Annotated in this window: 25 protein-coding genes and 1 tRNA gene; 13 read left to right on the forward strand and 13 right to left on the reverse strand. The window is 52.1% G+C overall.

Annotated features, from left to right (window positions below; translation table 11 throughout):
• Nucleotides 1-2 precede the first annotated feature (2 nt).
• From SB13_RS11605 to yejF, 3 genes are read left to right on the forward strand one after another with little or no spacing between them, the layout of a single operon-like run.
• Nucleotides 3-1,082 carry a microcin C ABC transporter permease YejB gene (locus tag SB13_RS11605; protein WP_026740515.1) on the forward strand — a complete coding sequence of 360 codons (1,080 nt, stop codon included), beginning with the start codon at nucleotides 3-5 and terminating at the stop codon, nucleotides 1,080-1,082.
• A complete protein-coding gene (locus SB13_RS11610) occupies nucleotides 1,079-2,104 on the forward strand; it encodes an ABC transporter permease (protein ID WP_026740516.1) in 1,026 nt (341 codons plus the stop codon). Before SB13_RS11605 ends, SB13_RS11610 begins: the two co-directional genes overlap by 4 nt.
• A gap of 1 nt (nucleotide 2,105) precedes the next feature.
• Complete coding sequence (gene yejF / locus SB13_RS11615) at nucleotides 2,106-3,698, forward strand: microcin C ABC transporter ATP-binding protein YejF (RefSeq protein WP_026740517.1); 1,593 nt, start codon at nucleotides 2,106-2,108, stop codon at nucleotides 3,696-3,698.
• A 26-nt stretch (nucleotides 3,699-3,724) separates the two neighbouring features.
• Here the strand turns inward: yejF and SB13_RS11620 are convergent, their stop codons facing one another.
• From SB13_RS11620 to rsuA, 3 genes are all read right to left on the reverse strand, one after another.
• Complete coding sequence (locus tag SB13_RS11620; protein WP_026740518.1) at nucleotides 3,725-4,069, reverse strand: YejG family protein; 345 nt, start codon at nucleotides 4,067-4,069, stop codon at nucleotides 3,725-3,727.
• A gap of 323 nt (nucleotides 4,070-4,392) precedes the next feature.
• The gene (locus tag SB13_RS11625; RefSeq protein WP_026740519.1) at nucleotides 4,393-5,583 is read right to left on the reverse strand and encodes a Bcr/CflA family multidrug efflux MFS transporter; all 1,191 of its coding nucleotides are present in this window, start codon (nucleotides 5,581-5,583) and stop codon (nucleotides 4,393-4,395) included.
• 157 nt (nucleotides 5,584-5,740) lie between these two features.
• On the reverse strand, nucleotides 5,741-6,439 hold the full coding sequence (gene rsuA / locus SB13_RS11630; RefSeq protein ID WP_026740520.1) for a 16S rRNA pseudouridine(516) synthase RsuA: 699 nt from the start codon (nucleotides 6,437-6,439) through the stop codon (nucleotides 5,741-5,743).
• A gap of 240 nt (nucleotides 6,440-6,679) precedes the next feature.
• Here rsuA and SB13_RS17890 point away from each other — a divergent pair, with 240 nt between their 5' ends.
• The 3 genes from SB13_RS17890 to rplY all read left to right on the forward strand — a co-directional run bounded on the left by SB13_RS17890 (nucleotide 6,680) and on the right by rplY (nucleotide 9,048).
• Nucleotides 6,680-6,856, forward strand: a complete 177-nt coding sequence (locus SB13_RS17890) for a hypothetical protein (RefSeq protein WP_160168639.1) — start codon at nucleotides 6,680-6,682, stop codon at nucleotides 6,854-6,856.
• Nucleotides 6,857-6,858: 2 nt separating this feature from the next.
• Nucleotides 6,859-8,619 (forward strand): DEAD/DEAH box helicase, encoded by a 1,761-nt coding sequence (locus SB13_RS11635; protein ID WP_026740521.1) that lies wholly within the window; start codon nucleotides 6,859-6,861, stop codon nucleotides 8,617-8,619.
• A gap of 138 nt (nucleotides 8,620-8,757) precedes the next feature.
• The gene (rplY, locus tag SB13_RS11640; protein WP_026740522.1) at nucleotides 8,758-9,048 is read left to right on the forward strand and encodes a 50S ribosomal protein L25; all 291 of its coding nucleotides are present in this window, start codon (nucleotides 8,758-8,760) and stop codon (nucleotides 9,046-9,048) included.
• A gap of 296 nt (nucleotides 9,049-9,344) precedes the next feature.
• On the opposite strand, the gene SB13_RS11645 is transcribed toward rplY, so the two are convergent.
• The 4 genes from SB13_RS11645 to yejK all read right to left on the reverse strand — a co-directional run bounded on the left by SB13_RS11645 (nucleotide 9,345) and on the right by yejK (nucleotide 14,362).
• Entirely contained in the window at nucleotides 9,345-10,565 is a 1,221-nt protein-coding gene (locus tag SB13_RS11645) for an L-lactate MFS transporter (protein WP_026740523.1), read from the reverse strand.
• Between the two features lie 136 nt (nucleotides 10,566-10,701).
• Nucleotides 10,702-11,436: a LytR/AlgR family response regulator transcription factor gene (locus tag SB13_RS11650; protein ID WP_026740524.1), complete on the reverse strand. Its 735-nt coding sequence runs from the start codon at nucleotides 11,434-11,436 to the stop codon at nucleotides 10,702-10,704.
• A 23-nt stretch (nucleotides 11,437-11,459) separates the two neighbouring features.
• On the reverse strand, nucleotides 11,460-13,160 hold the full coding sequence (locus tag SB13_RS11655; protein ID WP_026740525.1) for a sensor histidine kinase: 1,701 nt from the start codon (nucleotides 13,158-13,160) through the stop codon (nucleotides 11,460-11,462).
• 191 nt (nucleotides 13,161-13,351) lie between these two features.
• Complete coding sequence (gene yejK, locus SB13_RS11660; protein ID WP_026740526.1) at nucleotides 13,352-14,362, reverse strand: nucleoid-associated protein YejK; 1,011 nt, start codon at nucleotides 14,360-14,362, stop codon at nucleotides 13,352-13,354.
• Between the two features lie 177 nt (nucleotides 14,363-14,539).
• Between yejK and SB13_RS11665 the strand changes: the two genes are divergently transcribed.
• From SB13_RS11665 to SB13_RS11675, 3 genes are all read left to right on the forward strand, one after another.
• The gene (locus SB13_RS11665; RefSeq protein WP_026740527.1) at nucleotides 14,540-14,767 is read left to right on the forward strand and encodes a YejL family protein; all 228 of its coding nucleotides are present in this window, start codon (nucleotides 14,540-14,542) and stop codon (nucleotides 14,765-14,767) included.
• 13 nt (nucleotides 14,768-14,780) lie between these two features.
• Nucleotides 14,781-16,535, forward strand: a complete 1,755-nt coding sequence (gene yejM, locus SB13_RS11670; RefSeq protein WP_026740528.1) for an LPS biosynthesis-modulating metalloenzyme YejM — start codon at nucleotides 14,781-14,783, stop codon at nucleotides 16,533-16,535.
• Nucleotides 16,536-16,613: 78 nt separating this feature from the next.
• Nucleotides 16,614-16,690: transfer RNA gene (locus tag SB13_RS11675), tRNA-Pro, on the forward strand.
• 1,016 nt (nucleotides 16,691-17,706) lie between these two features.
• Here the strand turns inward: SB13_RS11675 and SB13_RS11680 are convergent.
• On the reverse strand, nucleotides 17,707-18,513 hold the full coding sequence (locus SB13_RS11680; protein ID WP_026740529.1) for a class I SAM-dependent methyltransferase: 807 nt from the start codon (nucleotides 18,511-18,513) through the stop codon (nucleotides 17,707-17,709).
• A gap of 581 nt (nucleotides 18,514-19,094) precedes the next feature.
• Between SB13_RS11680 and SB13_RS11685 the strand changes: the two genes are divergently transcribed.
• Complete coding sequence (locus SB13_RS11685; protein WP_026740530.1) at nucleotides 19,095-19,445, forward strand: ankyrin repeat domain-containing protein; 351 nt, start codon at nucleotides 19,095-19,097, stop codon at nucleotides 19,443-19,445.
• Nucleotides 19,446-19,688: 243 nt separating this feature from the next.
• On the opposite strand, the gene SB13_RS11690 is transcribed toward SB13_RS11685, so the two are convergent.
• The gene (locus tag SB13_RS11690) at nucleotides 19,689-20,039 is read right to left on the reverse strand and encodes a hypothetical protein (RefSeq protein ID WP_026740531.1); all 351 of its coding nucleotides are present in this window, start codon (nucleotides 20,037-20,039) and stop codon (nucleotides 19,689-19,691) included.
• Between the two features lie 552 nt (nucleotides 20,040-20,591).
• On the opposite strand from SB13_RS11690, the gene SB13_RS11695 reads away from it, so the two are divergent.
• The 3 genes from SB13_RS11695 (at nucleotide 20,592) to yniD (ending at nucleotide 22,746) form a co-directional block, all read left to right on the forward strand.
• Nucleotides 20,592-21,074 carry a cold-shock protein gene (locus SB13_RS11695; RefSeq protein ID WP_026740532.1) on the forward strand — a complete coding sequence of 161 codons (483 nt, stop codon included), beginning with the start codon at nucleotides 20,592-20,594 and terminating at the stop codon, nucleotides 21,072-21,074.
• A gap of 402 nt (nucleotides 21,075-21,476) precedes the next feature.
• Complete coding sequence (locus SB13_RS11700) at nucleotides 21,477-22,016, forward strand: DUF2058 domain-containing protein (RefSeq protein WP_026740533.1); 540 nt, start codon at nucleotides 21,477-21,479, stop codon at nucleotides 22,014-22,016.
• A 625-nt stretch (nucleotides 22,017-22,641) separates the two neighbouring features.
• Nucleotides 22,642-22,746 carry a small membrane protein YniD gene (gene yniD / locus SB13_RS18125; RefSeq protein ID WP_327062251.1) on the forward strand — a complete coding sequence of 35 codons (105 nt, stop codon included), beginning with the start codon at nucleotides 22,642-22,644 and terminating at the stop codon, nucleotides 22,744-22,746.
• Nucleotides 22,747-22,975: 229 nt separating this feature from the next.
• Here yniD and cspE read toward each other — a convergent pair whose 3' ends face one another.
• The 4 genes from cspE to ompX all read right to left on the reverse strand — a co-directional run bounded on the left by cspE (nucleotide 22,976) and on the right by ompX (nucleotide 25,587).
• Complete coding sequence (cspE, locus tag SB13_RS11705; protein WP_026740534.1) at nucleotides 22,976-23,188, reverse strand: transcription antiterminator/RNA stability regulator CspE; 213 nt, start codon at nucleotides 23,186-23,188, stop codon at nucleotides 22,976-22,978.
• A 602-nt stretch (nucleotides 23,189-23,790) separates the two neighbouring features.
• The gene (locus SB13_RS11710; protein WP_026740535.1) at nucleotides 23,791-24,132 is read right to left on the reverse strand and encodes a GlpM family protein; all 342 of its coding nucleotides are present in this window, start codon (nucleotides 24,130-24,132) and stop codon (nucleotides 23,791-23,793) included.
• A gap of 124 nt (nucleotides 24,133-24,256) precedes the next feature.
• Entirely contained in the window at nucleotides 24,257-24,787 is a 531-nt protein-coding gene (locus tag SB13_RS11715; RefSeq protein WP_026740536.1) for a rhodanese family protein, read from the reverse strand.
• A gap of 284 nt (nucleotides 24,788-25,071) precedes the next feature.
• The gene (gene ompX, locus SB13_RS11720) at nucleotides 25,072-25,587 is read right to left on the reverse strand and encodes an outer membrane protein OmpX (protein WP_026740537.1); all 516 of its coding nucleotides are present in this window, start codon (nucleotides 25,585-25,587) and stop codon (nucleotides 25,072-25,074) included.
• Nucleotides 25,588-26,587: the final 1,000 nt, after the last annotated feature.

The raw sequence follows: 26,587 nt of genomic DNA on the forward strand, positions 1-26,587 counted from the left end.
ATATGGGAACTTACCTGTTACGACGACTGCTCTTCGTGATCCCAACGCTGTGGGCGATCATCACCCTCAATTTTTTTATCGTGCAAATCGCCCCCGGCGGACCGGTCGACCAGGCTATCGCCGCGATTGAGATGGGGCAACTGAGCGGCTACGGCAGCACCGGCAATGCCAATAGTCCCAGCGGCAAACCCTCGGTAGAGAATACCTACCGCGGCGGTCGGGGGCTGGATCCGGAAGTGATACAGGAAATCACTCAGCGCTATGGCTTCGACAAACCGCTGCACGAACGCTATTTCAAGATGCTCTGGGACTACGTGCGTTTCGACTTCGGCGACAGTCTGTTTCGCGGCGAGTCGGTGATTGGCCTCATCAAGGATCGCATGCCGGTGTCCATCTCGCTGGGACTCTGGAGCACGCTGATTATCTATCTGGTCTCGATACCGTTGGGGATTAAAAAGGCGGTTCGGGACGGCTCAACCTTCGATACCTGGAGCAGCACGCTCATCGTTGTCGGCTACGCCATCCCAGCGTTTTTGTTCGCTATCCTGCTGATCGTGCTCTTCGCAGGCGGCAGCTACCTGGACTGGTTCCCGCTACGCGGGCTGGTCTCCAGCCACTTCGATACCCTGCCTTGGTACGGCAAAATAACCGACTATCTGTGGCATATCACGCTGCCGGTATTGGCACTGGTGATCGGCGGCTTCGCCACGCTGACGATGCTGACCAAAAACGCCTTTCTGGATGAGATCCGCAAGCAGTACGTCGTCACGGCTCGCGCCAAGGGATTGAACGAGAAAAGTATTCTGTACCGTCACGTGTTCCGAAACGCCATGCTGCTGGTCATCGCCGGTTTCCCGGCCACCTTTATCAGCATGTTTTTTACCGGCTCGCTGCTCATCGAAGTGATGTTCTCGCTCAACGGGCTGGGGCTGTTAGGGTATGACGCGACTTTGCAACGCGATTATCCCGTCATGTTCGGCACGCTGTATATTTTTACAATCGTCGGATTGTTGCTGAATATCATCAGCGATATGACCTATACGCTGGTCGATCCGCGTATTGATTTCGAGGAGCGCCAATGAGCCGACTTAGCCCTCCTAACCAGGCCCGCTGGGCGCGTTTCCGACACAACCGCCGGGGCTACTGGTCTCTGTGGATTTTTCTGGTCTTCTTCATCGTGACGCTGTTTTCCGAGCTGATCGCCAACGATGCGCCGCTGCTGGTGCGTTATGACGGTCATTTTTATGTTCCTTTCATGGCGAACTACAGCGAAACCACTTTTGGCGGCCAGTTCGCCACTACGGCAGACTATCGCGACCCGTATCTAGTCAAACGGCTGGAAGATCACGGCTGGGCGATTTGGCCGCCGATCCGTTATCACTACGACACCATCAATTACGCCACGACCACGGCATTCCCTTCGCCGCCGTCCTGGGACAACCTGCTCGGCACCGACAGTCAGGGCAAGGACGTTTTGGCCCAGGTACTGTACGGCTTTCGTCTATCGCTCCTGTTCGGCCTGTCACTCACGCTGCTGTCCTCTCTTATCGGCATTGTCGTGGGTGCGACACAGGGCTACTACGGCGGGCGGCTTGATCTGTGGGGACAACGCTTTATTGAAGTCTGGTCGGGAATGCCAACGCTGTTTTTGATTATTCTGCTTTCCAGCGTGCTTCAGCCCACGTTCTGGTGGCTGCTGGCGATCACCGTACTGTTCGGGTGGATGACGCTAGTCGGCGTGGTGCGGGCGGAGTTCCTGCGCACCCGCAACTTCGACTACATTCGCGCGGCTCAGGCCATGGGCGTTAGCGACATCATGATTATCTTCCGCTGTATGTTGCCCAACGCGATGGTGGCGACGCTCACCTATCTTCCGTTTATCCTGTGCGGCTCCATTATCACGCTGACGTCGCTGGACTTTCTGGGCTTCGGCCTGCCGATGGGGTCGCCGTCGCTGGGCGGACTGCTGCTGGAGGGCAAGAATAACCTGCAAGCGCCGTGGCTGGGGATCACCATTTTCATGGTGATGGCGATCGTCCTTTCACTCCTTATCTTTATCGGCGAAGCGGTGCGCGACGCCTTCGACCCGAGCAAGGTGTATTGATATGACCACGACTCCCCTGTTACAGATCAAGGATCTCAGCATCGCCTTTCAGCACGGTGACACGGAAAGGCGCGTGGTGGACGGCGTCTCTTTCGATATCCACGCGGGCGAAACGCTCGCGCTGGTCGGTGAATCCGGTTCGGGGAAAAGCGTAACGGCGCTGTCTATTTTACGCCTGCTGCCTTCCCCGCCGACACGCTATCCTCAGGGCGAAATCCTATTCGAGGGCCAATCCCTGCTGCATGCGCAGGAAGAGATGCTGAGGCGGCTGCGCGGCAATCGCATCGCCATGATTTTTCAGGAGCCAATGGTTTCGCTCAATCCGTTGCAAAATGTGGAAAAACAGCTGGCGGAGGTGCTGTCATTGCACCGGGGCATGCGCCGGGAAGCCGCGCGCGGCGAGATCGTCGAGTGTCTGGAACGCGTCGGTATCAGGCAGGCTAAATCCCGTCTGGCGGACTACCCGCATCAGCTTTCGGGCGGAGAACGTCAGCGCATCATGATCGCCATGGCGCTGCTCACTCAGCCCGACCTGTTGATTGCCGACGAACCGACCACGGCGCTGGATGTCTCCGTACAGGCGCAAATCCTGACACTTCTGGCCGAGTTGAAACAGGAGCTCGGGATGAGCCTGCTGTTCATCACGCACAACCTGAATATTGTCCGGCGACTGGCAGACAACATCGCCGTCATGCAAAGCGGCAAATGCGTGGAACTGAATCAGGCCAGCGCGCTGCTGACGTCTCCCCAGCATCCCTACACGCGGCGCCTGCTGGATGCCGAGCCGACCGGTTCGCCACCTACGCTAAAGGCCGAAGACGCCCCGCTGTTGACGGTAAAGCATCTGAGCGTCAGCTTCCCGGTCAAACGCGGGTTGCTGGGACGTCAATCAGCGGAAAAAAAGGTGGTGAAAGACATCAGCTTCACGCTGCGACGGGGCGAAAGCCTGGGATTGGTCGGCGAATCCGGCTCCGGCAAAAGCACGACAGGGCTGGCGTTGCTGAGGCTGCTGGCTTCTCAAGGTGAAATTTGGTTCGACGGTCAGCCGCTTCATCAGTTTGGTCGCCGTCAGATGCTGCCGATACGGCGACGCATACAGGTGGTGTTTCAGGATCCGAACTCCTCGCTCAACCCGCGCCTGAACGTGGAACAGATCATCGCCGAGGGGCTGACGGTGCATGCCAAAATGACGCCCGCAGAGCGCGAAGCAAAGGTCATTGCCACGCTTCAGGAGGTGGGACTCGCCCCCGACAGCCGCCATCGCTACCCATCCGAGTTCTCCGGCGGCCAACGCCAGCGCATCGCCATCGCCCGCGCGCTGATCCTGAAACCCGAGCTGCTGATTTTAGACGAGCCGACTTCATCGCTAGACCGTACCGTACAGGCGCAGATATTGACGCTGTTGCAGGCGCTGCAGCGCAAACATGGGCTAGCCTATGTGTTTATAAGTCACGATCTGCAGGTGGTACGCACGCTATGCCATCAAGTCATCGTGCTGCAACAGGGGAATGTCGTGGAGCAGGGAGACTGCCGAGACGTGTTTACCCAGCCGCAGCAACCCTATACGCGTGAGTTACTGCAATTATCGATGTGAGAGCAACCCGACCTGCGGGTTGCCGTTCAGAAGGGATATCGCGCGCTAATAGGCTCGGCAATCGCCACGCCCAAATTTTTCAGCCGGCACAAGGCGGCGCTTTCATCTTGACGGTGCAAAAACAGGCAAGTCTCTCCTTCCCATTCCAGCACGCTGCACTCCACCTGGATTTCGTCGAGCGATCGTTTCAGCTGCGGCATAATACGGCGGGCATCTTCTTCATCATGACTTAACATCTTGAATCCGATGAGGTTATCGTCATCTTCGCTGCCGTTGAGGGGGATCGGTTCCACGCGGATACCCGTGCAACCGGTTAACCAACGGTAACTTTGCGGCAAACGATGAACCACCGAAAGTTGAAGACTATTCACAGCTGTTTTCCTCGGTTAAGCAAAAATGCAAATTTACAAAATAACAACACAATAAAAACGTTTTTGACGCGTGCTTCTTGCCTGGCATCAGCCCTGCGCTATGGCGCCCGTGGCGGTAAAACCACCCGGCGACCTGTTCGTGATAACCCATTCTGACGGTTATATTTTGTTAAGGCGATCACGAATGAGGGGTAATTTTTGTTATATGTAACCTTTTACCCCCGATTTCTCAACCGTTATTTTCATATCATTCACTTTTTAGAGCAAAATATTCACAATTAAGGAACATTTATGTTTCTTTGTTGTGGCACTGTGCCATCGGCTTAGGCGCGACGGGGACGGTTGGCGTAGAAATAGAGCGCCAACGCGCCGGCGGAGCACAGCACCATGCTAATCACCATCGGCCAGGCGGTATGGAACGCTGCCACCGACAACGAAAAACCGACCAGCGATCCCAACCCGAAGCGCAGCGTACCCGCGATGGACGAGGCGGTTCCCGCCATATGCGGAAAATCGCCCAACACCACCGCCAGCGCATTCGACGCGACCGTCGCCACACAGCCGACGTAGATGGCCACGCCGACGACCAGCGGCAGAAATCCCAGATGCAGGGCACATACCGCCACCAGAAAAATCCCCATGACAAACTGAATCAAAATACCCAGTCGGAACATGAATAACGCGCCCATTTTCGACACAATGCGGCTGTTCAATAATGTCATCAGGAACAGAAAGATGATGTTAAGCGCGAAATAGTAGCCAAAATTCTGCGGCGACACGCCGTTCAAATCGATGTACACGAACGGTCCGGCGCTGAGAAACGAGAACATGCCGGCGAACGACAAGCCGCTGGCAAGCATATAACTCATTACCCGGCGATGGCGGAACAGCAGCACAAAGTTGTTTAGCGTCGTTTGCAGATTGAACCGCTGTCGGCGTTCGGGCGGCAGCGACTCGCGCACGTATTTCCAGACCAGCACAGAGGTGAGAAGCGATGCAGCGGCAATCGTCCAGAAGATGGCGTGCCAGTTCAACCAAAACAGCAGGGCCCCGCCCAAAATAGGCGCCAGCAGTGGAGCGACGGTCATGACCAAAATGACAAACGACATCATCCGCGAGAACTCTTCTTTGGAGAACAGATCCCGCATCAGCGCATTGATGACCACGCTGGCGGATGCGGCGGACAGGCCGTGGAGAAAACGCATCGCCACCAGCTGCTCCACCGTTTGCGACAGCGCGCAGGCGACGGCTGCGATCGTAAACATGATCACGCCCCCGAGGATCACCGGGCGTCGTCCGACGCTGTCCGACATCGGTCCGTAGAAAATCTGGCCGATGGCGAAGCCGAAGATGTAGGCGCTGAGCGTCATCTGCACGCGTCCGGCTTCGACGTCGAACTCTTTGGCGATGACCGGGAGCGCCGGCAGATACATGTCGATCGCCAGCGGCATCAGCATAGAGATCAGGCCCAGAATGACGATCAGGCCAACGCGGGAAGGTAGTTGAGCTTGCACTGAAAATCATTCTCCTGATAGACAACACGATCCCACGACGACGAAACGCCAGTCCCCGCACTCTTTCACCTCACCCGCCGTACTGACGAACGCGACGATTGATGAAACGCGGGTCTGAGGGACCCCCTATACCGACGACGCCCCGGCCAAGAGACGATTAAAGCCCGACGCTGGCCACTTCTTCCGGCGTGAGAGGACGGTACTCCCCCTCATCCAGCGCGTCATCCAGGACGATGCCGCCAATACGCTCCCGATGAAGCGCCACAACGTGGTTACCCACCGCGGCGAACATTCGTTTCACCTGATGGTAGCGCCCTTCGCTGATGGTCAACCGCACCTGCTGGTCGTCGACCTGCTCCAGCCTTGCGGGCAACGTCAGACTTTTTTCATTATTCAGCTGGATCCCAGCGGCGAACTGCGCGGCCGTCTCTGGCTGTAGCGGCTGTTCCAGCGTCACAAGATAGGTTTTCTCACAGTGATGTTTGGGCGAGGTGATGCGATGAGACCACTGCCCGTCGTCCGTCAACAGCACCAGTCCGCTGGTATCGATATCCAGACGGCCTGCGGCGTGTAACTTGTGCGCCATCGGCTCATCCATAAAGTATAGGATAGTCGGGTGGTCCGGATCGTCGGTAGAGCAAACATAGCCCTGCGGCTTATGCAGCATGAAATATCGCGGCCCGTGCTGCTGCTCGAGGGGACGACCGTCAAACTCGACGACCTGGTCCGGCAACAGCTTGAAAGCGCCGGTTTTAACAATTTCGCCATCGACCGTCACCCGCTGCGCGCGCAGTTCACGCGCGACCAGAGAACGGCTGAGTCCTAACTGCTGAGATAAAAATTTGTCCAATCGCATTAACGGTTTACTGCCTATATTGCATATGTGGCTGGTCAGGGCTTGGCCCTGCGTGCAGGAGCTATCCATCGTGTCGCTGAGTTCGCCGCGTGGACTGCGAATGTTGCAGGCCAACCGACTCAACGCCTACCGTTGCTCGCTCCTCTCCTGAGTAATAGGCATAATAGAAGCAATTTCGCCCCTGTCCAAGCGGCGTAACCCCTCTACACGGCCGTGAGCATATTCCAAAGGAGCCTTATTATGTCATCAATTCAGCGTCATGAAGTACTACAAATGCTGATTGCAACCAGGCGCTCCATCGCGGCAACCCTTGAGTTATCTCCCCTTGCCGCCGTTTCCAGTCAGCGCGTTCGTCTTAATGCCCCCGCAGAAGAACGCAAGTCCATCCTGCATTTAACTCGTCTTCGCTATCGCTAATGGTGTCGTTTACCCTACGTCCCTACCAGCGCGAAGCCGTCGACGCCACGCTGGACTACTTCCGTCATCACGCATCACCCGCAGTGATCGTCCTTCCTACCGGGGCAGGCAAAAGCCTGGTGATTGCCGAGCTGGCGCGACTCGCTCGCGGACGCGTGCTGGTGTTGGCTCACGTCAAAGAGCTGGTGGAGCAAAACCACGCCAAGTACCGGGCGCTGGGGCTGGAAGCCGATATTTTTTCCGCCGGACTGCGTCAACGTCAAAGCCAGGGCAAAGTCGTCTTCGGTAGCGTTCAGTCCGTCGCACGCCACCTCGCGCATTTCGATCAGGCGTTTTCGCTGCTGATCGTCGACGAGTGTCACCGCATCGGGGACGCCGACGACAGTCAATACCGCCAGATATTGCGCCATTTGCAAACCGTTAATCCCCGGCTGCGGCTGCTGGGTCTCACCGCAACGCCCTATCGGCTCGGCAAGGGGTGGATCTATCAATACCACTATCATGGGATGGTGCGGGGAGACGAGAACTGCCTATTTCGTGACTGCATCTACGAGCTGCCGCTGCGATATATGATCAAACACGGCTTTTTAGTGCCGCCTGAACGACTGGATATGCCGGTCATTCAGTACGACTTCAGCAAACTGAAAGTCCAGAGTCACGGTCTGTTCAGCGAGGCCGATCTAAACCGGGAACTGAAACGTCAGAAGCGCGTCACCCCGCAAATTATCCGTCAGATTCAGGATTACGGCGCCGACCGCAAGGGGGTGATGATCTTCGCCGCCACGGTGGAACATGCGACCGAAATCACCGGCCTGTTGCCAGAGGGCGAAGCCGCGCTCATCAGCGGCGAAACGCCGCCTGGAGACCGCGATGCTTTGATTGCGGCGTTCAAACAGCAGCAGTTACGCTATCTGGTTAACGTGTCCGTGCTGACCACGGGTTTTGACGCGCCTCATGTCGATCTTATCGCCATTCTGCGCCCCACCGAATCCGTCAGCCTGTATCAGCAAATCGTCGGGCGCGGCCTGCGTCTCTCGCCCGGCAAAACCGACTGCCTGATTCTGGACTACGCGGGCAATCCCTTCGACCTCTACACACCGGAAGTCGGCGCCAGCAAGTCGCACGCGGACAGTCAGCCGGTGCAAGTCTTCTGCCCACAGTGCGGCTTTGCCAACCTGTTCTGGGGAAAATGTACGGAAGACGGTACGGTAATTGAACATTTCGGTCGCCGCTGTCAGGGATTTACCGAAGAGGACGATGGCCGACGCGAGCAGTGCGATTATCGCTTCCGCTTCAAGAGCTGCCCGCACTGCGGCGCCGAAAACGACATTGCCGCCCGTCGCTGCCACCAGTGCGACGCCGTGCTGGTCGACCCGGACGATATGCTCAAAGCCGCGCTAAAGCTCCGCGACGCCCTCGTGCTGCGCTGCAGCGGCATGAGCCTGACGCCTGGTCAAGATAGCAAGGGCGACTGGCTACGCATCACCTACCATGATGAGGACGGCGCAGAGGTCAACGAACGCTTCCGGCTACATACGCCCGCGCAACGGAGCGCCTTTGAGTATCTATTCCTGCGCGTGCATCAACGCGCCCCTGGCGTTCCTTTCGCGTGGAAAACCAGCGCCGACATCCTGCAACAACAGGAGCGACTGCGCGCGCCCGACTTCGTTGTCGCCCGCCAGCAGGGAAAATTCTGGCAAATCCGTGAAAAATTGTTCGATTATCAGGGCCGCTACCGACGCGCCAATGAGCTACGCGGCTGAGTACGCAGCGGTTTTATTTGCCCGGAGCGCCAGATTCCGCTAGAATTCCGCCCGCTTTTGCTTCGGCATGAGCAGAATCATCCAACCTGTTGCTGGGTCGCCTGTAGCAGGATCACTTTTATATAAGTAGAGAAAGCAATGATTACTATCAACGCAGAAGTTCGTAAAGAGCAGGGTAAGGGTGCGAGCCGCCGCCTGCGCATCGCCGGCAAATTCCCCGCTATCGTTTACGGTGGTACGGAAGCGCCGATCGCTATCGAACTGGATCACGATCCGGTTAAAAACCTGGAAGAGCGTACGGGCGAGCCGTTCTACACCGAAGCTCTGACTCTGGTTATCGATGGCAAAGAAACTAAAGTGAAGGTTCAGGCTGTGCAGCGTCACGTGTACAAACCTAAACTGACTCACATCGACTTCGTTCGCGTTTAATTACGTCTCGAGTCATCCCGCTGTCTCAGCGGATAAAAAACGCCGCCTCGCGGCGTTTTTTTATGGCCTAAGCTCAGCTTCCCTCCCCCGTGATCTCCCTCTCACCGCGCACGCTAACGCGCCGCACCTGACCTCCTCCTCCTCCTCTCTCCGCGCCGCTTTGTATGCCCTGACAACCCGCCATACGCCGTAGCCGCCCTAAGGCGGGCTGAAATTCGTCTCAAGCATGTGGGAAATCAGAAACAAAAAAAGCCTCCGGACGGAGGCTTTTAAGAAAGTGGGACGACGTAGGTGAGTTAGGCGTTGCTGCTCTGCGTCACCAGCTTGGCTGACTGCGAAGGCGTTGACTTAGGCGGTCTGATCACCAGCGTAATCAGCAGAGAGATGACCGACAGCACGGTGATAGCGATGAAGGTGCTCTGGAATCCTCCCAGCTGCGCGGCGATGAAGGAACCAGACAACGCGCCCAGACCAAACCCCTGATAAATCAACCCGTAGTTTTTGCTGTGGTGACGCAGGCCGAAGAAGTCGCCCACGATCGCCGGGAAGACCGTGATGTTACCACCGAAGCAGAAGGCGACCGCGCCGGTGCACAGGAAGAAGGTCAGGTGGTTCATCGGCAGGAAAGCCATGACGGAGACAGAGATCGCCGTGACCAGCAGCGTGAAATTAATCACCCGCAGGCGGCCGACTTTGTCGGACAGCGATCCCAGTATCAAACGCCCCGCCGTGTTGCAGATCGCGATGGCGGAAACGGCGTTAGCAGCGGTGACCGCATCCAGGCCCACCATGCGTACGCCGATATCTTTGGCGATACCAATCAGATACAGACCGCTCATGCAGGCAGTGAAGAATACGACAAACAGCATCCAGGACTCTTTGACCGCCAGCATTTCACTCACGGTAAAGTTGATGTTGCCTGCGCCAGTCGCATTGGGCGCGGAAGGCTGTACCTGTGCTTCTTTAAGCAACAGAGATCCCGTCACGATCAACGCCATCGCCATCATCCCCCACCAGAAGAACGTCTGGGAGATGCCGACATGGCCTAGCAGTGCGCTGTTGATGTATTTGAACAGCAGGCTGCCCGTACCGTAAGCGCCCACGGAGACGCCGGCAATTACGCCCTTACGGTTGGGGAACCATTTGATCAGGTTGGACAACGTGGTGATGTAGGCCGTACCGTCGGCGAAGCCGACCACGACCCCGACCAGCAGCCAGATCGCCGTCAGTGAGGTGACGTAGGCGCTGCACATCAGAGCCAGCCCCAGCACCAGGCCGGAGATCAACGTCAGTTTGCGAATGCCGATGCGTTCCTGAATGCGGCCGGCAAACAGGGTGGCGAAAGCCAGGAAGAAGCTGGTAATGGAGAAGGTCGTGGCGACAGAGCCCAGCGACCAGTTAAATTTGTCGACCAAAGGCTGGTTGTAGAGGCTCCAGGTATAAATAGTCCCCAGNCCCATTTGCGCCAGGATAGTCCCTACCACAATCACTGCACGATTTACCGGTTTGGCGTTCATTCCGGATCCCTCATTAATTTTCTGGTGTTGAAATGAGCAGGTAAAGGCACCTGCTGAATGACACCATTATAAAGAAGGGGCTCATCCATGAGTTTAGTAAGGGCATGAACTGCTGTCTGGAGGGAATGAACTGCCGTTAAAGGCGCATCAACTGCCGGAACTCTTTGACCTTGCCACGGCTGACGGGCACCTGGAAATCTAAATCGCTGAGCTTGAGGATGTAGGTATTGTTGAACCACGGCTCGATTTCGCGGATTTTACTCAGGTTGACGCAGTAAGAGCGATGGCAGCGAAAGAAATAAGCTTCGGGCAGTCGGCTACAGAACTCGGTGATGTTCATCGACATCACATATTCGTCCCGCTTGGTGTAGACGAACGTCAGCTTTTCGTGCGATTCCGCGTAGTAGATGTCGTGAATATTGGTCACGATAATGCGCTTATCTTTCACCAGATTGATGGTCATCGGCGCCGACCGCCCTGCGCCGCCCACGGCGGTCGTGGTTTGTTGCTGGTGCCACGCCGTCTCAAGCTTCTGAAGCATGCTGACGATGCGCGTTTCGTGATAGGGCTTCAAGATGTAGTCGAACGCTTCCAGCTCAAAGGCTTCGACCGCATGGTTTTTATAGGCGGTAATAAAGACGATCAGCGGTTTGTGGGCGAACTGACTGATATTTTTCGCCAACAGCACCCCATCCAGCGAGGGAATATTGATGTCGAGGAAGATAACATCCACCTTGTGGTGCTGAAGGTATTTCAGCACGTCGAGGCCGTCATCAAAGACCCCCTCCACTTCAATCTGACTATGCTCTTTGATTAGCCAGCTTAGCTCTTGCTGGGCAAGAAACTCGTCTTCAACAATAATCGCTTTCACTAAAATATCCTGATTAACTCAGCTCAGGGAGGGAAGGCTACCGCGCTTTCCGGCAGCGACGCCCCGTTTTTACTGATGTAGAACTCAATTTCCGTACCCGGATGCAACTGCCGGATGTGCAGACCCTCGCCATACAACAGCTTGATACGGTGATGCACATTGAGCAGCCCGATTTTATTACCCGGCATTTCATTTTTGGCGACCCGTTCAATCACTTCATCGCTGATGCCGCTGCCGGTATCGCGCACCGCAACGCGAATACGATCGCCCACGTCCTGGATACTCAGCACCACCACGCCATTGCCCTTACAGGGGCGGACACCATGCACGATGGCATTTTCGATCAGCGGCTGGATCAGCAGGCTAGGGATATGGCAACTGACGTCCTCATCGATGTCGTACAGCACCGTCAGCTTATCCCCGAAACGCGCCTGCTCGATGGCGATGTAATCTTTGACCTGATAAAGCTCGCTTTTGATGTCGATAAGCTCGTCGTCGTTGCGCTCCAGGTTGTAGCGCAGATAGCGCGACAAATTGATAATCAGCTGACGCGCCGTATCAGGATTTAGCCGAATGGATGTGGAGATAGCATTCAGCGCGTTGAACAGAAAATGCGGGTTGATTTTGCTCTGTAGAGCTCTCAGCTCCGCCCTGTCCGCCATTTCTCTTAGCTGCTCGGCGCGAGACACTTCCAACTGCGTGGAAATAATCTGCGACAAGCCGATCGCCATCTCTTTCAATGACCAGGTGATGCGGTAGGCGTGGCGATAGTAAATCTTCAACGTCCCCGTCACCTTGCCCTTTTCCCGCAGCGGAATGACGATCATCGAGTGGATTTCCGGCGTTCGATGCGCCTCATCGTTATTTTTGATGATGATTTTTCCACTCTTCAGCGCTTGGAGCGTGGTCGGACTAAGGTCGCGATCGCCGCTGTGATACTTTTCCTCGCCGAAGCCGACGTAGGTCAACACCTGCTGGGTGTTGGTCATCGCCACCGCGTCCGCGTTGATGTCGGTACGTATGATGTCACACACCTTGCGCAGCGACTCGATATTCACATGCCGGAACAACGGCAGCGTTTTATTGGCAATATCCAGCGCCAGCTTGGCCTGTCGGGCGGCGATGGCCTCTTTCTCCCCTTCTACGCTGCGCACCAGCAGCACGATCAGTCCAATGCTGACGGTGCCGAGAATCATCGGGATCGCGATATGAGCCACGATGTCTAATCCTAGCGCAATGGGCCGCGTCCACAGCACCACCAGCAGCATGGTCAGCGTTTCACACAGCATGCCGCCTACGATACCGATGCTCCAATGCTTGTTGCGGGGAATACGCTGGTGGATCCAGGCGGACATAAAACCGGCCACGATACTGGTCACCAGACAGGGCACCGACGTAATGCCATGGATATCGATCAGGTAGCGGTGTAACCCGGCGATGATACCCGTGGTGATCCCGACCCAGGGGCCGAACAGAATCCCCCCGGACATCACGGCCACCACGCGCACGTTCACCAGCGAACCATCGACATTAATGCCCGACCAGGTGCTGAACAGCGCGAACATGGAAAAAATCGCCGTAACCACAAACAGGTCGAACGGCGAGTGCTCATCCTGCTGCAACAGCTGCCGGAAATGGCGTGTTCGGGTCAGGAAAAAGAGGCAAATCAGCATCAACGCGGCACGATCGTACACCGCCAGCAGCATATTGAAGTTAGATTGCACGGGAATCTCACGCCATGAAAACGGATGCAGAGCCGCCATCATAAGGCAGTCTGCATCCGGGTGACAAATACCATTAAAAGACCAGGCGCGACGCCGCGCCAGTCGATGAACCCGAGGGCAACGGCGCCTTCAGGAAAGACGAAAGGTCTCGTCGGCGAAGTCGAAACACACCCCGCCGCCGTTCGGCTCCGTTAGCGATCGCCGCCGCTCAGTCGTCGCTGCAGCTGGTCACGCAGGTTCGGTGGCGTGCCTTTGATGGTCAGCGTGTCGGTCGCCGCATCCCAGAAGATGCGTTCGCCCAAAAGCATCGCGTCGAAATTGAGGCTCAGACCACCGCCGCTACCGGCGAACTTGGTCAGCTGACGTAACGTACTGCGATCGGCCGGGAAGCTGTCCGCCAGCTCATACCCCTGCTCTGTCGTGAAGGCTTCCAGCGTTTTGTCGCCCAGAGGCGGCAGTTCCTGAGACAGGGAGGACAGTGCGATCTCTTCCCCCGACTGCAACTGTTCGTTGCAGTAGCTGTAAACCTGCTGACGATATTCCTGACGCTCATTCTTATCCAGCGCCGCTTCAGCGCAATATTCATCGACCGCCTTCAGCAAACCGCGGTTCTGCGCCTTGGTATCCAGCCCTTCCGCCGCGCCGAGAAAATCCATAAAGAAGTCGGAGACTTTACGTCCCACGCGGCCTTTGAGGAACGTCAGATAGCGCGTGGACTCAGGATTGGTATCCCATTCGGTCAAATCGATGCGCGCCACGATGTCGGCGTGATTGATGTCCAGATAGTGGGTATTGCTGATATCCAGCTGTTCGTTGACGCGCAGACTGCTGCAACTGTTCAGTACAGTCACCAGCAGATACTCCACCGCCAAATAGCGATACTGGCAAAAAAGCACGATGCCGCCGTCGGCGAACGGGTACTTCGCCAGTTCGTCGCGCAAACGGCCGGTGGCCGCACGGGTAAATGCCAGGAAGTCCTCATCGCCTTTGCGACAGGCCCGCAGCGCATCCGCCAGCTCGCTTTGCTCGTTAAACAGACCGTAAGCTTTGTTTTTGGCGCTGTATACCCGGTGCAATTCGGCCATCATGTCGTTCACGGCGTCGTTGGGGGTCAGCAGCGAGTCGCGGAGCACTAAATCCAACGTTTGCTCATCGCGCTTGATTAACTGATGCAGGGCAATCTGGTCGATATCCAGACTCATGTTAGACTCTCCTTTTAGCAAGGTGCGTATTCAAGCACCTCAGCGTAGTTGCTGCAACCTTATCCGCCGTGGTCGCATCGTCCCGTCACTGTCATTGCCTAAAGCAATAAAAGTGCGGAAAACGGTGCCTCTATACGGTAATATGTTCGACTTTAACCGTCTGAGAATCACCATTTTATGCCACAATCATCCCGTTATAGTGACGAACAAGTTGAACAACTGCTGTCAGATTTGGTCAATATTCTGGAAAAACATCGCGCACCAACCGATCTTGCTTTGATGGTGCTGGGAAATATGGTCACAAACCTGCTGAATACCAGCGTCGCCCCGGCCCAACGTCAGATTCTGGCGCGTTCCTTTGCCGAAGCGCTGCAGTCTTCGGTGAAAGCTGACAACACACATTGATGTCGATCTCTTTATGGTAACCAACCGCCCGCGCTACCGCGAAAAAGTCTCCCAGATGATTAGTTGGGGACACTGGTTTGCTCTTTTCAATATTCTCCTCAGTCTGGGACTGGGTAGCCGCTACCTGTTGGTTGCCGACTGGCCTGCCTCGCTGACCGGGCGCATTTACGCGCTGGTCAGTTGGCTCGGCCACTTCAGTTTTATCGGATTCGCGATATACCTGCTGATCCTCTTTCCCCTCACGTTCTTCGTGATGTCGCAGCGACTGCTGCGGGTGATCTCCGCCACGGTGGCGACAGCAGGACTGACTCTGCTGATCGTCGACTCCGCCGTCTTTACGCGCTTTCACCTGCACCTCAACCTGACGGTATGGGAGCTGGTGACCAACCCAGACCAGAGCGAAACCGCCCGAGACTGGCAGCTGTTATTCATCAGCGTCCCCATCATTTTTATGGTGGAAATGCTGTTCGGGACCTGGTGCTGGCAGAAGCTGCGCAGCCTCAACCGGCGCAGTTTCGGCAAACCGCTGGCCGGGGTATTCATTGCTGCTTTTTGCGCATCCCACATGATGTACATCTGGGCGGATGCCAATTTCTATCGCCCGATCACCATGCAGCGCTCTAATCTGCCGCTCTCCTATCCCATGACGGCGCGCCGTTTCCTGGAGAAACATGGCCTGCTGGATGCGCAAGAGTATCAGCGTCGGCTGACGCAGCAGGGTAATCCTGAGGCGTTGTCCGTCGAGTATCCGCTCAACGACATCACTTTCCGGGACGCAGGCAGCGGTTACAACCTGCTGTTGGTAGTGGTCGACAGCTTGCCGGAAAACACGCCGCAGGCGATGCCGAATCTGGCGCGTTTCGCAGAAGAGAACGTACGCTTCAGCCATCACCTCAGCGCGGGCAGCGAACCGAATGCCGGGCTGCTCAATCTGTTCTACGGCATTTCCAGCACCTACATGGACGGCATTCTCGCCAGCAGTAAGCCGTCTGCGCTCATTAGCGCGCTTGGACAGCAGGGCTACCAGTTCAGCCTGTTCTCTTCCACCGGATTCAACAGCCCGCTGTACCGACAGGCCTTGCTCTCCGACTTCTCGTTGCCGGTAGCTTCGGCGCAAAGTGCCGACGCCATCGCAACCCAATGGCTGAAGTGGCTGGACGGACACCCGTCAGGCGCCCAATGGTTCTCCTATGTCGAGCTGAACCACAACGTCGGCGCAAATCAATCTGCGTCTGAGCAGCAGCGCCGCTACCGTCAGGATAACGCGACGCTGGATCGCCAGATTGCGCGGATGCTCGATGGCTTACGCGACAAAAACCTGCTGGATAACACCGTCGTCGTCGTGACCGCCGCTCAGAGCACGCCCGCCAACCTGATGGACAACGAGCCGAAACCAATGGCGCGTTCGCTTTATCAGGTACCGCTGGTAGTTCACTGGCCGGGTACGCCAGCGCAGACCATCAGTAAAATGACGGACCATAAGGACGTCATGACCACGCTGATGCAGCGTTTGCTGCACGTACAGACGCCAGCGAAAGATTTCTCTCAGGGCGAAGACCTGTTCACGGCAGAAAGACGAAACGCCTGGCTGACCAACGGCAGCGAGGATTTGCTGTCGATTACGACGCCGGAGCAGATCATTTTGTTGGGGACGCACGGCAGTTATCGGACGTTCGATCAGGAAGGCCGAGAGCTGACGTCGGAAAAACCGCAGCTGGGTCTGCTGTTGCAAGTGTTGACGGACGAAAGGCGATTCATAGCCAACTAACTGCCTAAATCTAAAGCAGTCGTGACGTTCAGCTATTGCAATCAGATCTGGAAACGGTAATATGTGCCTCCACAACGTCGGCACGTAGCGCAGCTTGGTAGCGCACCGTCATGGGGTGTCGGGGGTCGGAGGTTCGAATCCTCTCGTGCCGACCAAATAATCCCAGAAAAACCAACCTCTTACGGTTGGTTTTTTTTCGCCTGAAATTTAACGGTGCAAAAACTCACTGACGGTTTAGCCTTCGATGCTCAGCCTTTGTCTTTGTCAGCACGCCATCCCCCCCAATAGCAATGAAAACAGCCATGTCGCTAACGAAGCGATATCCTCCTCTGGTTTTACAAGTTAGTCCGTGTGGATTACGAGTTATGAATGAGCAATGCCTACTCAGGGGTATGGACGGTGAGTGATTGCAGGTAGACCGTCGCATACAAATGAAGGGACGATGGTTTTATCGATTGTGGTTCAGGGTTTTCCGGTAGTGAAATAGCAAAGAAAATGATCAACGCTGGGAATGTGAATTTATTTATGTCTTTCTTTTGTCATTAGCGACTTTTTTACCCATGACAACCAAGCTGTATCGGAAGAGCGCCACGGTAATACCGACAGCAAGATGATTTCCAAGTTTGAAGAGGATGATAAGCAAAGATGTGTACAGCATTCCCATCAAGGGTTTCCGCGGAGGAACCCTTGAGGGCGTGTGTATCCGCTTCAGCGAATGAATTCAAAGTAAAAACGACTAATACAATAGAATAGTGAGTGCTGTGAATACTGCATGCGATGACGGATAACCGAGCTGGCCATGGCTAAAAACAACGCACTGTATTGCGAGAGAGCGATACGACTCAACCAATCACTTGTTTATACCCTGCGTCAGTCACCGAATGAATATTCAGGATAGCTTCCTGATGAAAAAGAGGCCGTCAAAAAAGAGATATATTCATCCATCGTCACACAGGCCTTACGTCATTAATTTCGTGAGGTCTGTGACGTGGGTTTTGCGCATCGCTATATACGCCAACCCTGTGTCTACTCCGTAATATAAACAGGCTCGATACATATCGAGCCCTTTTTGAAACGCCCTGTGCCTGCACGAACACGTGATTCCGGTGAACTGTCCTGGGCTGCACACATCCACGGCAGCCATAACCTATCGTGATTTGGACAGCTCCCTCTATTCGATTTTGACCCAGGCACAGGCTTGACCTAAAAACTCCACTTGTGATCTTGCGTTGAAGATATCCTCCTGCAACAAGGCCACGAGCCTCGCAGGGTCCATGACCTCACCATCTGAAAACACGATGCGCTCAGGTTGGTCGGATAAACTGCATAAGGTTTCAACAGCCCAAAGACAGAGATTTTCAGCACGCCCCCCCGCGACAGGGATAGAATAAGAGACATTCGGTGTTGGCAGCCCGGCTTCATCAAATGCCTGAACAAAACGTTGTCCAATATCATACTGTGGACAGCCTTTTTCTAAACGGCGAAGAAGCTCTGTCATCGTCCGGTCCCAAAGCGCCACCGGTGGCTTAGATTGAAATTGCCTACCAGAATCGATTTCATGAAATGCCAGGTAACCACCTGGTTTGACCCATTTCGCTGCTCTCCTGAGAAAAGAAATGATGTCATCCTGAAAAAGTAAAACCGTTCGCCCCACCACGATATCGAATTGTTTTTCAAATTCATATTTTTCAAAACGGCCTTGTACGAACGAGACATTGTTCAGGTTTGTGCTGCGAGCAATGTTTAGTGCCGCTTCGCTTTGTTCTATACCAGTGACGGAACCCCTGTCGCCAACCAATTTAGCTGCCAATTGACTGACATACCCTGAACCACAACCAATATCTAAGATATCTTGTCCATCCTTAATTTCGGCGGCTTGCAACATACGCTTGGTGATAGGGTCAAGCATTCCGGCTTGAAAAGCGATCCTTTGCATTTCTCGTTCTGAATAGCCTAGGACATAGCTTTCGCATGGCATAAATACCTCCTATATCTTTATTTCAAGACTCAAGGACCAGGAGTAAATTAATAATTAATCGATGATTAATTAATGGCATTATCAATTACCAAACTCACAAAATAACAACTACTTCGATTTTTTATTTTAGCAGACAAACACCAAGGATTTTAAAAACCGCATATCCACTCTATTTTTACTGAACATTATAGATTTCTTGTTCATTCTTTATTATAAAACTCACATAAAGCTAGCGAACATCAAAATTAATCTAAGCGTGAATTATTGAGTCATTACACATTTGTGGAGATAACGTCTCGTTAGCTAAGCATTGCCCTGCAGTGAGACTAGTGTCCCATTACCAACATCGTACCCATTATCTAAATCTACATAAAGCGCTGAAAGTATTTATTTGTACCGCTGTAAATCGATCCCGTCATATTGAATATCAGCACTAAGACAAGTTTTTACTCGAATTTGTTATAGACAGAATCTCAATAGCGGCATGACTACTGTCTAAATTAACAGGTTCACGCTTATTAATATGATTGGTATTATTCGCACTCTATTTATGGATGAATCACCAAAATATGGAGCACGTCATGAGGTTAGTTTTATCTTTTATTTTCACTATGTTGTTTTCTTTCTCGAGCTTGGCTGGCAGCTCAGATCTAGGCGATCTGATTTGGTCGAATAAAAATAGTGAGGCCATTCAAATGATGAATGAAAACCCTGAGCTAGTGAAAGCAAAAGATAGCGTTGGTTATACACCGCTGCATTTAGCCAGTATGATTGGCAACAAAGAAATCGTGGTCTTTCTTTTAAAGAGAGGCGCTGATGTCAATGCCATCGACGGTGAGGGATATAGCCCTTTAGTCAGAGCGGAAGCGAATAACCATCATGATATAGTCGCGATCTTGGTTAAGCATGGGGGTAAGGCGCTGGAGCCATAGGCCTATAATTGACTAAAAAATTGTTACCTCAGATTAAGGCTCGCTTTGGCGGTTTTTTTTATTCCACGCACTGGGGATCGATATATCTGACAGGAAAAAGAAGTCTTCCAAAATATGACTAGCGTTTAGCTGTTGATGATGCACCGACGGTAGATTACTCATACAGTAAAGCCCACCTTAGTGGGCTTTACATCATTTTTCTCTTACTAACACAATGCTTATCAGGAGCGTTGCATGTGAGACTTATTTATCCGATTCACTGGCAAGAATTTCGCATTCCTTTTCTCTCAGACGATGCAACGTTGCTAAATCTTGATCGTCACAATAAGTCACAAGATCTCTTAATGCCAAGTCAGCATAGTTATAACCTTCATCACGAATCAGCTGGCTTTGTTTTTTAGATAATGAGGTTAATGACGTATCCTCGCCCATTGCGTCTAAAGCCGCCAGGCCATCCGCCTGCTCTTTGATGGCCTGCCTCGTGTATATATTTTCGTAAAGTGCAGGATGTTCAGAAAAGAAGTCTTTCATTGTTTTCGCCGGAACAGATGACGAAAAGATAACTATCGCGGCGAATACAACTTTCTTAATCATTACTCATTCCTTTTAAAATAATTATTCGTTTTCCCAGAGAGACCGATACAGCGAATGCCATAGTTTAACCACAGTGATGCGCTGCCGCCAGCGGGACTTAACTGCATGATTCGAGGAACATTAATGCATTTCACGGTCAGCTCGGACGATTGCTTGGGCACAAGAGCGCATAGTTTTATGCGTTTATGATGGAGATAACTGTCCAGCACCTCTGCCCGAACAGGATTGAGAACGATACTCAGGGCTCTTTAAAGCAAAACCGACGCCGATTAAGGCCTTAATTGCGGTTTTTCTTGTTATCCTTCAGTGCATTCTCCCCTCCCCCTCTTTTACTTGAGTCGCTCCGCCAACCTGTTTAGCCTCACCGGGGCCTCGTTCCAGCCAGCCGTCAATGTGCAAACTCAGTGGACTCGCGCTATCTCCCGTGGCTGATGCCTTTATCTATTAGAAATATATCACTGAGACTTGAGCCAAAGGCATAGTCTGCGTTGTCATTGTGCATTACACTGCGCGCTGCAAAAATAGCGTAGATTAACGAGCAAATAGGCGGTAATGGCGATGAATGGGACGATCACAACCTGGTTTAAAGATAAAGGCTTTGGATTTATCCAAGATGAGAATGGGGACAACCGTTATTTTCATGTCATCAAAGTCGCCAACCCTGATCTCATCAAAAAAGACGCAGCAGTGACTTTCGAACCTACCACCAACAACAAGGGTTTGTCTGCCTACGCGGTAAAAGTCATACCGGAAAGCAAATATATCTATATCGCCGGCGAGCGAGTGAAGCTCACGTCCATCAAGTCTTTCCTGGTTTACAGTGAAGAAGTCCCGGCCGATACCCGCATCGATAAAGAAAATACGGTGTTGTCTGTCGGTGCGCTGATGGGATGTATCAGGCCGAAAACAGAAGCTAAACCGGGTGAAATGCGTTCGCTGAGAAAACTCGCGATCACCACCTTCCAGGGTTCAACGTTAATCTTCACGGAAGATGAGATAGATATAGACGCCACGGTGAAATTGCTTAAGGTCTAAACCTTTGTGCCGAAATCCCGCGTCAATCGTAGACAACGTTTCGGCATCACTGACAGCCTCAGCGGCGTTCTCGTCGGCAGGGTTACAAGTACAGCCCCCACATAGTTTCAGTCAAGGAAAGGCTTTTACCGCGTTGGGCGGCCATTTTCTCGGCGAATGTATGCCGCAACAGAGGCGACTCATATCAAGGTTTCGCCTCCCTGAACCTACGGTGCTCATCAGGGCACCCTGCAAGTGGGTATTCTGCGTTTCACCCCGTTAAGGCGTAAGGGCTATTAGACCCCGCCCGCCTTCATTGCTCCTTAGAAATTCAAGCCAGAGGGGATGGTATCCTGCAACCTGTTACAGCCTCCGAAATTACAGGTATAATCTCAATATTATTTAACGGATTTAGAAACGAACATGACCAAACTCACCTTACAAGAACAGATGCTGAAAGCGGGATTAGTGACCAGCAAAAAAATGGCCAAAGTCCAAAGGACGGCTAAAAAGTCACGAGTTCAGGCGCGTGAGGCAAGAGCGGCAGTAGAAGAAAATAAAAAAGCGCAACTCGAGCGTGATAAGCAGTTAAGCGAACAGCAGAAACAGGCTGCATTATCCAAAGAGTATAAAGCTCAAGTGAAACAGCTAATTGAAATGAACAGAATCAATATTTCAAGAGGCGATATTGGCTTCAATTTCACAGATGGTAATTTAATCAAGAAGATCGTGGTGGATAAGCTGACGCAAACTCAGTTGATCAGTGGTCGTCTTGCCATCGCTCGTTTAGTGAAAGATAACAATGGCGAGAGTGACTATGCCATTATCCCCGCTAGCGTGGCCGATAAAATTGCTCAGCGCGATGCGAACAGCATCGTGTTGAATAGCGCGCTCAGTCAGGAAGAGCAGGATGAAGAAGATCCGTACGCCGACTTTAAAGTGCCTGATGATTTGATGTGGTAATCGATGCTGATGAATGGAAAGCCGCGATGCGCTTTTCATTCATCCATTGATAGCATCCCCTCCCAGAAAAAATGCCGTGCTCTTAGGAACAGAAGCCCTCATTCTTGATGCTGTCCCGTATGGCTTACCCGCCTTTTAACGAATCTGCTGTGTATCGACCCCCTTGATCTACCATCCATCTCACCGGCACGTGTTGAAGTTATCCGACGAACTTAACACAACGAAAGCCAATGCCTCACTTGACGCCTGTGCGCCAGTTCATCAGCCATAAATTACCGCAATCTGCGGTTGTAATTATCAGTGACACCGTCCGCAGAATGCCGCAACGGCGCAACCATCTCCGGAATTGAACCTTGGTCGGCACTGATAAGCAGGGAGAAAGTGAGTTTATCCTGATTGCTATAGCGCATGTCATAAGGCCAGCCCCCATATAATGAGCGGCGAGATAACAACCTTCAAATTTCAGCTTTTTTGCATCAATCCTTATACCTTCACCGCCAGAGCCCGCAGGGTCATTTTCGCTTTAGGCCTATCGAGGTATGAAATTATGGCTAAAATGGAGTGTAGATTTATCAAAAGAGTTCGAATTGAGCCTCTTCTTCGCCATCGAAACCCAGGAGGATGAGTGTCCCGATTATTCGCCAAGAAACACTGGAAGATGGTTCTTACACTTATACTGATTATTATCGTTCTGCTGTTGTTCCGCTGGGCGGCGATCGTCTGGGGATAATTGACGTCGCTCGATTCGAGAAATGCCAAATAATCAGCACACCGACTCAAGCATAAAAAAACGCCTCATATCAATGAAGACATGAGGCGTTTTTTGTGAAATAAATCAATAACGCTGGGAATATTTTTATTAATATTTATGCGTTATTCATTATTTCAGATGATGCTGATTAACTGCTCCGGGTATTCCCTTCTTCGCTATCGTAACCAACATCAACATTCAGAAAAGATTATTCAGCGACAACGTTGACAGCTGAAGGACCTTTTGCACCGTTTTCAACGGAGAATTCAACTTTCTGGCCTTCGTTCAAGGTCTTGAAGCTATCACCCTGGATGGCAGAGAAGTGAACGAACACGTCTTTGCTACCATTGCTCGGAGTGATGAAACCAAAACCTTTATCAGCGTTGAACCATTTTACTAAACCAGTCATTTTATCAGACATAGATACTTCCTTTATTTTCGAGGTCGCGTTAGAGCGACAAACATGGTCTGTTAGCAGAATTTATTTATAGGCGCTTAGGAGAAGACTCACGGAAAAGAGGTATCTAGATAGGATAACGCTTGAACTGAGAACTGCTTTACTAAAATGCTTTACATAAGGTCTGTATGCCAAACCGATGAGTGCATTAACGCATGTACTAAAAAGTTAAGCAAGGGTTATTTTCAATTGATTGTTTACAGCGCGTATTTCATTCCCGAAAATAATCTTTTTCGGGGTTCCTCTAATTTAGACAGTCAAACACCTTTTCTTTTCTCAATAATCAAGAAACAGCTAGCCAACACAAAGGAAAATAGCGGACAGACTAGCTCCAAAAAGCACGTCATCTGATACGCTATACATGATCTAGCGCGGTTTTAATGCACAACATGATGAAGAGAGAGGTAAACAATCATGTCATTGAGCGACTGGCTGTGGAGAAAAAAACTGATTCTTTTACTGACTATTGTCGTCTTAACGGAAGTCATCATGTATTTGATGACCTCTGAATGGTTTCCCTGGGAGTGGTAGAAATCCCCCCTCCCCTCGATCGCTCTGTTGACGGGCTACAAACCGTGATACCAGCTCCAGATCTTGATCAATACTGCCGCGGAAATACACCAGCAAACCACGGCGGCCGCTAGCGCCTGCGCCAACTTCATCGTATCCGTGAAATAGTAGAGCGAAATGAGATAAATCAGGTAAGGGATAACCGACCAAATGCCAAACAAGATGGTCGATCGCAACGCATCCAGCCCGCGTTCGGTGCCTACAATATAGTGAGCAATCAGGGCGAAGGTAGGGAAGAGCGGCACGAGTCCGGCGATATAATAATTACGTGTCTTTGCTAACAGTCCAATCAGCACAACAACCAGTGCGCCGAGTACAGCTTTTAGAAGGATCGCCATTTTTATTCTCTTTTTCTCTGCATTCCAACACGTTACCTCGAATACAACGCCTCGTGAAATACACAAAAACAATGGCATGACGGCTGAGTTTACCCCTCATTCAAGCCGCATGCACAGGCCCTGTCTAACGTTCACGATTCCACGGCATGCGCATGAGAACGCGCGCCAAACTGCAATAGCCACTAACGCCAGAAAACAGTAGTCCAGCCCCGACGAACCCCGCCAGCCAATAAAATGCCGGGTGCATCGCCTGGCCCAAAATCACCCCCGCCAACACCGTGGCGCCCGCGACGATTTGAACTTGCCGCATGATATCGATCGTCGGTCGCTTACCTTTCATAATGGGTAAGCCCGCCCGTTTCCACGCCTGTAATCCGCCGGACAGCAGATAGGTCTGGGCCACTCCCGCCGCCTCAGCCAGTTGTGCGCGATGCTGAGAAGATCGCATCCCTGAAAGACACAAAAAAATCACGCTATTCGCGCCGGAGAGGGCTTCTTGCAGCTTATCGACATTCAGTGATGCCATCGGACAAGACACCGAGTGGGGGATATGTTCACGCGCATACTCGTCGGCCAGACGGATATCCACCAGCACCGCGCCCATCTTGAGTAATTGTTGCGCAATTTGCGGAGTCACAGATTGAGGTAAAGGCATGAAGCTCTCCCGAAAGAAGCAGGTCGTAGTACCAGTATAGGCAACAGCCAGACGGCACGATACGTGTACGACACATCAGATTTCTTGCCTCACGAGATAGGAAATAGGATTGGGCAAAACAAGCCAAAATAAACGGAACGAAGCGCTGATGATGGGGTCTATATCTATAGTGAGCGGACAAAAAGCGAAAAAGGCCATGACACCGAAGCATAAAAAAACCCGCTCCGAGAAGCGGGTTTTGCAGACACAGTTAAACCCCGAGAGAGGTCAACGTCTTGATGGAATTAGAAACGGTAGCCTACGCCAACGTTCCAGCTGCCAACATCAACACTGCGGATACGGCTCTGTTCGTAACCTACATCCAGCGCAACGTTCTGCATTGGGTTGAACTGCAGACCGGCACCGTATACAACGCCAACATCATCGTTCTTAGCGTTTGCAGTACCGTTGTCAGCGTTGTGGGTGTACTTACCGCTGCTCATACCGACAACACCGTAGATGCTTGCCCAGTCGTTGAAGCGGAAAGCAGGACCAGCGCTGAAGCCGTAATAAGTCCCTTTCTGGTAGACGTTATTTACGGTCTGGCTATCTTGCAGGTAGGTGAATGAACCGATCACACCCAGCGGGGAGTTGTCGAATTCATAACGGTATTTCAGGTTGAAACCCGGGAGCTTGTTCATAACGCCTTGAGCATCACCCTGGGCATAACCTACAGATACAGTACTCTCGCCAGCCATCGCAGAACCGGCACTTACGGCTAAAACACAAGCCAAAGCTGAAAGACACGCAATTTTTTTCATATACAGCCTCGAATCACTCTTATGAAAGAATATTAAAGCGCTATAAATATAACAACAAATCCGCGTTGTTGCTGAGCCTCAAATACTTTTCAATTGGGTTAAACATGTAACAAGGATTTTCTTAAACTAGGTAACCCTTTCAATTTCATTGAGTTAACAAAAGAAACCTTGTCATAAAAACTTAAAGCGCAAAGAATCAAAAATACAGAAAATTCCGATTCATGCGCATCACACGAAAAAAGACGCCAATACACAAACACTACGTAAATTAAAGTCAGCAATGGTAAATGATTAGCAAATAATTTATCCATTAATGATTTTGTTCTCTTTTTTTAATTATTTACGCTCATTCTTTATACAGCCCCTTTCCGAAAGGGACTTTTTCGACAAAAAAGAATAGCCAACGAAAAGAATTATAAAAAAATTAAGGCTTAAAACTGGCAAGTTTTTAAATTCATGCTAGCAGGTAACAAAACAAAGTTGCCCAAAGTTCTACATGCCAAATATTTTCCTACAGCCTAAGGTCATGCTGTCAAAAAATCAGCAGGCGAGTTTTGTTATCATTACCATGGCTCCAGCCCTTCGACAATCGGTCAAAAACCTGCTGTTACATTGCGTACGATTTTTCTACAAAATTAATTCGTCAGGGCGCTCTTATTCGAGTTATCGGCCTGAACCGTTGTCGGATTGGAAACTCAATTTTTACCGGTAGAAGTGTCATTTCTATTTAGGGGCATACATCCACTGTGCAAAGCATACTGTCGAGACGAAAACGGTTATTTATAACAGGGACCGGCTTATGACAAACGATGCTTCGGAAATGACATGCTCAGGATTCACCCTGAGTCATTGTTTCATCGTGGGTGCGAGAACAACAAAGAAAATAGCTGATGAAAAACAGGCTGTTTAGCTAGGCGCCCCGCTGATGATAATGCGAGTAATTTGCGATAACATTTTGATGTCATTAAACTTTAACGTTAGTGTCTATCTGTTCGATAGG

The sequence above is a fragment of the Lonsdalea quercina subsp. quercina genome, from assembly GCF_000688695.1.
Classification (GTDB): domain Bacteria; phylum Pseudomonadota; class Gammaproteobacteria; order Enterobacterales; family Enterobacteriaceae; genus Lonsdalea; species Lonsdalea quercina_D.

Bases quoted from the DNA above. Each gene is read 5' to 3' on its own strand.
- SB13_RS11710 (WP_026740535.1), bottom strand. From the start codon at position 24,132: ATGGCGATCCTTCTAAAAGCTGTACTCGGCGCACTGGTTGTTGTGCTG.
- rplY (WP_026740522.1), top strand. From the start codon at position 8,758: ATGATTACTATCAACGCAGAAGTTCGTAAAGAGCAGGGTAAGGGTGCG.
- SB13_RS11700 (WP_026740533.1), top strand. From the start codon at position 21,477: ATGACCAAACTCACCTTACAAGAACAGATGCTGAAAGCGGGATTAGTG.
- SB13_RS11665 (WP_026740527.1), top strand. From the start codon at position 14,540: ATGCCACAATCATCCCGTTATAGTGACGAACAAGTTGAACAACTGCTG.
- SB13_RS11610 (WP_026740516.1), top strand. From the start codon at position 1,079: ATGAGCCGACTTAGCCCTCCTAACCAGGCCCGCTGGGCGCGTTTCCGA.
- yejM (WP_026740528.1), top strand. From the start codon at position 14,781: ATGGTAACCAACCGCCCGCGCTACCGCGAAAAAGTCTCCCAGATGATT.
- yejK (WP_026740526.1), bottom strand. From the start codon at position 14,362: ATGAGTCTGGATATCGACCAGATTGCCCTGCATCAGTTAATCAAGCGC.
- SB13_RS11715 (WP_026740536.1), bottom strand. From the start codon at position 24,787: ATGCCTTTACCTCAATCTGTGACTCCGCAAATTGCGCAACAATTACTC.
- SB13_RS11680 (WP_026740529.1), bottom strand. From the start codon at position 18,513: ATGCCATGCGAAAGCTATGTCCTAGGCTATTCAGAACGAGAAATGCAA.
- rsuA (WP_026740520.1), bottom strand. From the start codon at position 6,439: ATGCGATTGGACAAATTTTTATCTCAGCAGTTAGGACTCAGCCGTTCT.
- yejF (WP_026740517.1), top strand. From the start codon at position 2,106: ATGACCACGACTCCCCTGTTACAGATCAAGGATCTCAGCATCGCCTTT.
- cspE (WP_026740534.1), bottom strand. From the start codon at position 23,188: ATGTCTGATAAAATGACTGGTTTAGTAAAATGGTTCAACGCTGATAAA.
- SB13_RS11685 (WP_026740530.1), top strand. From the start codon at position 19,095: ATGAGGTTAGTTTTATCTTTTATTTTCACTATGTTGTTTTCTTTCTCG.
- SB13_RS17890 (WP_160168639.1), top strand. From the start codon at position 6,680: ATGTCATCAATTCAGCGTCATGAAGTACTACAAATGCTGATTGCAACC.
- SB13_RS11695 (WP_026740532.1), top strand. From the start codon at position 20,592: ATGGCGATGAATGGGACGATCACAACCTGGTTTAAAGATAAAGGCTTT.
- ompX (WP_026740537.1), bottom strand. From the start codon at position 25,587: ATGAAAAAAATTGCGTGTCTTTCAGCTTTGGCTTGTGTTTTAGCCGTA.
- SB13_RS11690 (WP_026740531.1), bottom strand. From the start codon at position 20,039: ATGATTAAGAAAGTTGTATTCGCCGCGATAGTTATCTTTTCGTCATCT.
- SB13_RS11605 (WP_026740515.1), top strand. From the start codon at position 3: ATGGGAACTTACCTGTTACGACGACTGCTCTTCGTGATCCCAACGCTG.